This is a genomic window from Planctomycetia bacterium, from assembly GCA_034440135.1.
Classification (GTDB): domain Bacteria; phylum Planctomycetota; class Planctomycetia; order Pirellulales; family JALHLM01; genus JALHLM01.
The window spans coordinates 1-5167 of record JAWXBP010000003.1; the positions used below are offsets into that span (position 1 = coordinate 1).

General features: G+C 58.7%; 6 protein-coding genes and 1 pseudogene. 6 read left to right on the forward strand and 1 reads right to left on the reverse strand.

Annotation, left to right across the window (positions count from 1 at the left end; translation table 11 throughout):
* Positions 1–66 precede the first annotated feature (66 nt).
* From SGJ19_00095 to SGJ19_00120, 6 genes and pseudogenes are all read left to right on the forward strand, one after another.
* Complete coding sequence (locus tag SGJ19_00095) at positions 67–867, forward strand: hypothetical protein (protein MDZ4778635.1); 801 nt, start codon at positions 67–69, stop codon at positions 865–867.
* 63 nt (positions 868–930) lie between these two features.
* A pseudogene (locus SGJ19_00100) lies at positions 931–1284 on the forward strand (DNA methyltransferase).
* A 72-nt stretch (positions 1285–1356) separates the two neighbouring features.
* Positions 1357–2484, forward strand: a complete 1128-nt coding sequence (locus SGJ19_00105) for a hypothetical protein (GenBank protein ID MDZ4778636.1) — start codon at positions 1357–1359, stop codon at positions 2482–2484.
* The gene (locus SGJ19_00110; protein ID MDZ4778637.1) at positions 2484–3704 is read left to right on the forward strand and encodes an AAA family ATPase; all 1221 of its coding nucleotides are present in this window, start codon (positions 2484–2486) and stop codon (positions 3702–3704) included. Before SGJ19_00105 ends, SGJ19_00110 begins: the two co-directional genes overlap by 1 nt.
* On the forward strand, positions 3701–4339 hold the full coding sequence (locus SGJ19_00115; protein MDZ4778638.1) for a DUF4276 family protein: 639 nt from the start codon (positions 3701–3703) through the stop codon (positions 4337–4339). Before SGJ19_00110 ends, SGJ19_00115 begins: the two co-directional genes overlap by 4 nt.
* The gene (locus tag SGJ19_00120; GenBank protein MDZ4778639.1) at positions 4336–4515 is read left to right on the forward strand and encodes a hypothetical protein; all 180 of its coding nucleotides are present in this window, start codon (positions 4336–4338) and stop codon (positions 4513–4515) included. Before SGJ19_00115 ends, SGJ19_00120 begins: the two co-directional genes overlap by 4 nt.
* A 208-nt stretch (positions 4516–4723) precedes the next feature.
* On the opposite strand, the gene SGJ19_00125 is transcribed toward SGJ19_00120, so the two are convergent.
* The gene (locus SGJ19_00125; GenBank protein ID MDZ4778640.1) at positions 4724–5002 is read right to left on the reverse strand and encodes a type II toxin-antitoxin system ParD family antitoxin; all 279 of its coding nucleotides are present in this window, start codon (positions 5000–5002) and stop codon (positions 4724–4726) included.
* Positions 5003–5167 lie beyond the last annotated feature (165 nt).

Sequence of the window (5167 nt, forward strand, 5' to 3'; positions counted from 1 at the left end):
GCTGGTTTGCGGAAGCTATAGGCATCCCCCATAATCGAACATCCCCTGTCTGTGCTCTCTTAAAAAATGCCGCTGACAAAAAAGACAAAAAAACCCGTCGCCCCCAAGGTCGCTGCGAAGTCCACCGCCAAGCGGCCGGCCGCGAAAGCCACAGCGAAACCACCCCGCAAAGCCTCAAAGCCCAAGCCCGCCAAACCGGCAGTTCGCAAACGCAAGGTCGCGGCTGCTGCAAAAGGTACGGCCAGTCGCGCCAGCCGGGCGAGCGCCCTGCCGCCCTCGACCGAAAGTTACAAACACGACGACCAGGTGGTGCAACGGCCGGATGACGGCGTCCAACACCGCTTCGCCGCACGGAAACCGCCCAAGACCTACCGCTACGATTCCAGCCTCGACCCGGCCCTGAGCTGGGACGCAAACGCCAGCCGCGACCTCGGAGACTGGCTGATCGGCCTGATTGACCGCGTCGCCACTGAAGGCGAAGCCAAGGTTTTCGCGCAGCCGCAGGAGTGGCAAGGCGGTCTCTACAAGATCGAAAGCCTGAAAGCCACTACTGGCCTGCTGAAAACGCTCTCCAAGCCCTACCTCGACTGGGCCGGCAAAGCCGAGCGCCACCAGATCACCGTGCCCACGGTGCCGCTCTTCGTCCATGAGCGGCACTCCACCAAGGCGATTCTCGACGGCATCAAGCACCGCGTGGCGAAGGGCACCACGCTCAGTTTATTTGGCGACGCCGGCATGGACGTGACCGACCAACTGTCCGCCTATGAGCACCAGGGCCCATGGGCCAACCGCATGATCCTCGGAGACAGCTTGCAGGTGATGAACTCACTGCTGAAATACGAAGGCTTGGGCCGCAGGTGCAGTTGATCTACATGGACCCGCCGTATGGCGTGAAGTTTGGGTCGAATTTTCAGCCGTTCGTGCGCAAGCGTGACCTACGCGTTTGGTGGGAGAGACTACAAGCCGGGAAAAGGAACCTTCAAAACGGACTTCACAGGGCTGAAACGCCTTGAACAAGCTCAGCGCTTGGAGGCATACGGTACAACGCTTTCGTATCGCCGATTTGCTACAGACTTCCCATACTCACCGCTTAGCAATCAACGGGGTGACACACTTACAGGCGGTTTTGCCGAAGTTCGGTACTACGTCGTTCAAACCACGACCAAGACAATTCAGCGCTGTATGCTTATGACCACTGACCCTGGCGATCTCGTTTTCGATCCTACTTGCGGTTCCGGTACGTCCGCATTCGTTGCGGAGCAGTGGGGGCGACGCTGGATTACCTGTGACACGTCGCGCGTCCCGCTCGCGCTTGCGCGCCAGCGCCTCCTAACCGCAACGTTTCCATATTACGATTTGAAGGAGCAGAAACGCGGCCCTCAGGGCGGATTCGTGTACGCACGGAAGCAGAACCAAAAAGGCGAAGAAGTTGGCGGGCTCGTCCCCCACATTACGCTCAAGAGCATCGCCAACAAAGAACCACCAAAGATGGAGGTCCTTGTCGATCGGCCGGAAGTGACTGAGAACATCACACGAGTCTCCGGTCCATTTGTCGTCGAGGCCACATTGCCTGCACCGATGAATTTGACGGCTGAAGATAGCGGCGCTATCGGCGTGACCGCGACCCGCCTCACCACTGGTACAGACCAACCGGCCACGCCCTACGCTCGCCCCGCCGGCGATTTTGCATCCCATGTCGAGCGCATGCTGGCGATGCTGCGCCTCTCGAAAACCCTGCGACTCCCTGGCAACAAGGAACTGCAATTCGCCGAGATTCGCGCCATCAGCGACGGTGAATGGCTGCATGCCGAGGCAGTGGAGCAGAACGGCTCTGCGAAGCGCATCGCCATCGTGTTCGGTCCCCAGGACGGCGCGGTCACCAGTCACCTGGCGTTTGAGGCCACCAGTGAAGCGAAGCACCGCGGGTACGAAGCGCTGTACGTGTTCGGATTCGCCGTTGACCCGAAGGCGCATGAATTCCTGCTAGACCCGAAAAAGGCCGGGTTGCCGGCGCAGTACGTGGCGGTGACGCCGGACGTGGTGATGGACGACCTGCTCAAGACCAATCGGTCGAGCGAGATATTTTCCGTTACCGGGCTGCCGGACGTCGATGTCCGAAAAGTCAAGTCTGCGAAAGGTGACGCGACGGCCGCGGCACTTTGGGAAGTCGAGGTTCGGGGGCTGGACATCTTCAACCCGGCCAGCATGAGCACCGAGTCGACCGATGGAGACAACCTGCCGTGCTGGATGCTCGACACCGACTACAACGGCATGAGCTTTTTTGCGACGCAGGTGTTCTTTCCCAAGACCCAGGCTTGGGACAACCTCAAGCGATCGCTTGGCGCGTCGCTGGATGACAGCGTATGGGACCACCTGGCCGGCACCGTATGCGAGCCCCTTGCCGGCGGCGAGCTCAAGCGCATCGCGGTGAAGGTGATCGGCGAGCGCGGGAATGAATTGATGGTCGTGAAGGAGCTGATCTGATGGCCATACTTGAGGGACTGCAGATCCAGAACTTCCGCGCGCTCAAAAACGTTACGTTGGGAAAGACGTTCGACAACGACGCGGATGCTCTGCCTCGCTTGATGGCCGTAATCGGAGCAAATGGCACGGGAAAGTCGAGCCTGATGGATGCACTGGGCTTTTTGGGTGATTGCCTGACGGAAGGCGTGCAATCCGCTTGCGACAAGCCGAACCGTGGCGGGCTTGACCGGTTGCGGACGCAAGGTAGTACAGATGCGATCAAGTTCGAGGTTCGATACCGCGAGCACAGTGACGCACGTCCAATCAGTTATTCGCTGCACATCGACAACGATGCACGCGGACGGACAGTTGTGGTGTATGAGCGTCTCCGTCAACGTCGCAAAGGGCAAAGCTGGGGTCAACCTTTCTCGTTTCTGGAAATCAGCGACGGCCAGGGGACGGCATGGGCAGGAGAAGCGACAGTCAAAGCAGAAGGCAATCGACGCGATGACGTAAAGATGTCCGATCGCCAAGTACTCGGCATTTCGACATTGGGCACGCTCGCCGATCATCCACGCATTGCGACTTTTCGTAGCTTCCTTTCAGGCTGGTATTTGTCATATTTCGCCCCGCATTCAGCCAGGGGCCAGCCAATGGCGGGCGCGGAACCGCACCTCGACCGTACCGGCGAGAATCTTGCGAAATACTTACAGTTCGTCGCACGCGAACATCCGTCCGGATTCCAGGCCATGCTCGATCGTATTGCCAGGAAGGTCCCGGGCGTTCAAAGCATTGAGCCGGTTGCCACACCGGACAAGCGGTTGCTCTTGCAATTTCGCTCGGAAGGCTACGCGGAGCCATTTTTCCAGCAGGATATGTCGGACGGTACTCTGAAAGTGCTGGCCTACATGCTGTTGATGGAAGACCCTAGCCCTCCACCGCTTATCGGTATCGAGGAACCAGAAAATGGATTGCATCACCAGCTTTTGGGTGACTTGGCGTGCGAGTTCAAAGAGTTTGCGCGCAAGAAGGGTGGGCCGCAGATATTGATCACGACGCATGCGCCGAACTTCGTAGACGCGCTTACTCCAGACGAGGTATGGATTCTCGAAAAAGGTGCGGATGGATTCAGTCAGATGACTTGTGCCGCAAACATCGAGGGCGTGCGCGCGATGTACGACGAGGGTATTCCCATGGGAAGCCTCTGGTATTCGAATCATTTTGGCATTGGCAATCCGTGACGTATTTCGAAGTACTCGTCGAGGGCGCCTCGGACGTTTCGGCCGTGCGCGAGGTGCTGACGCGAAAGTTTCAGCTCGTCGAGGATGTGGACTTTCGCATCCATCCCCATCGCGGTCGCGGGAACCTGCCGGTGAATCCCCTTGCAAGACCCGACCCAAAACAACAAACCCTGTTGCACCAATTGCCCGCGAAACTCAAGGGCTTCTCTTATCTCGGGGCGAATTGCTGTGTCGTCGTGGTGGTGGACGCGGACGACACACCCTGCGTCGAATTTCTGGCGCAGCTCAAAGGCATGCTGGAGCAGTTGCCGCGAAAGCCGCAGCGGGTTTTGTTCAGGTTGGCGATCGAGGAGACCGAGAGCTGGTTCATTGCCGACGATCATGCAATTCGCAGTGCCTTTCCTAACGCGAAGACTCAGCCGCTTAGGGCCATCCCACCGGACGCGGTTGTTGGCGCGTGGGAAATGCTGGCCGATGCGCTGCGCATTCGACGAAAAGATGTAACGGGCGCGGACAAGTTTGTCTGGGCGGTTCAGATCGTGCCCCACCTCAATCTGGATCAGCCTCGTTCTCCAAGCCTGCGCAAGCTGATTCAGGGTATCGACCATGAGTTGCATAGGAATGTTGCGCCGTGAGCCAGATCAACCACGTCGAAAACCCAATCATCAATTCGCCATTCGAGAAACCGAAATTCCATTGGTATCTCCAAAAAGGCCGCCAGCCGGAAAAGCGCGACGGCCGGCGCCTGGCCAGCTACGTCTTTCGGGTGCCGGAGCACGCAATGAATGCCAAAAAATTGATTTGGGGGTAGAGCAGGGGGTAGCGGGGATCGAAGTATCTTGGAATAGATTGTGCATCAATGGTTTACGAGGTTCATGCGGATTCCTCCTTCCCGAAATCCTAGCTCGACGGGTCGAGCACGCAGTTCACTGCCACAGGGGATCCGTGTACTGCAATGTAGTCGTCCAACTCGGCAAGGTCATCTTCCGCCTCCGGGGCGAAAGCGACCGTGCAGGTCTTCACGCCTTTACAGCCGCTTTTCGATGCGCCTCGGCGAGGCGCGCACGCACCTTGCATGCAGACACCGCACGCGACGGATCCTTCTTGAGCGCGTCATAGGCGGCAGCCACTTCCGTCTGCAACCAGGCATGGACGGCGCGGTCACGCGCCAGCAAGACGCGCAGTCCATCGCGAAGCACTTCGGTTTCCGTCGCGTACTCGCCGGACGCCACCTTGGCGCGAACCATTTCGGCCTTATCGTCAGACAAGGTGATGTTGAATTGCTGGGTCGAGCGCATGAGTTTGCTCCGCGGAAACAATAGGACTACGACGCCAACCTCTCCACCTCACACCAACTCGCCCTTAACGGAATCGACCCCGACACCGGATCATCGCGCGAGGTATCGATCACCTGATTGAGGTTGGCCGCCAGCGGATGCTCGCGATCATAAGGCGACCCCGCA

What these genes read in the sequence shown, in the direction of transcription:
- SGJ19_00095 (MDZ4778635.1), top strand. Translation starts at nt 67, where the DNA reads ATGCCGCTGACAAAAAAGACAAAAAAACCCGTCGCCCCCAAGGTCGCT.
- SGJ19_00125 (MDZ4778640.1), bottom strand. Translation starts at nt 5,002, where the DNA reads ATGCGCTCGACCCAGCAATTCAACATCACCTTGTCTGACGATAAGGCC.
- SGJ19_00110 (MDZ4778637.1), top strand. Translation starts at nt 2,484, where the DNA reads ATGGCCATACTTGAGGGACTGCAGATCCAGAACTTCCGCGCGCTCAAA.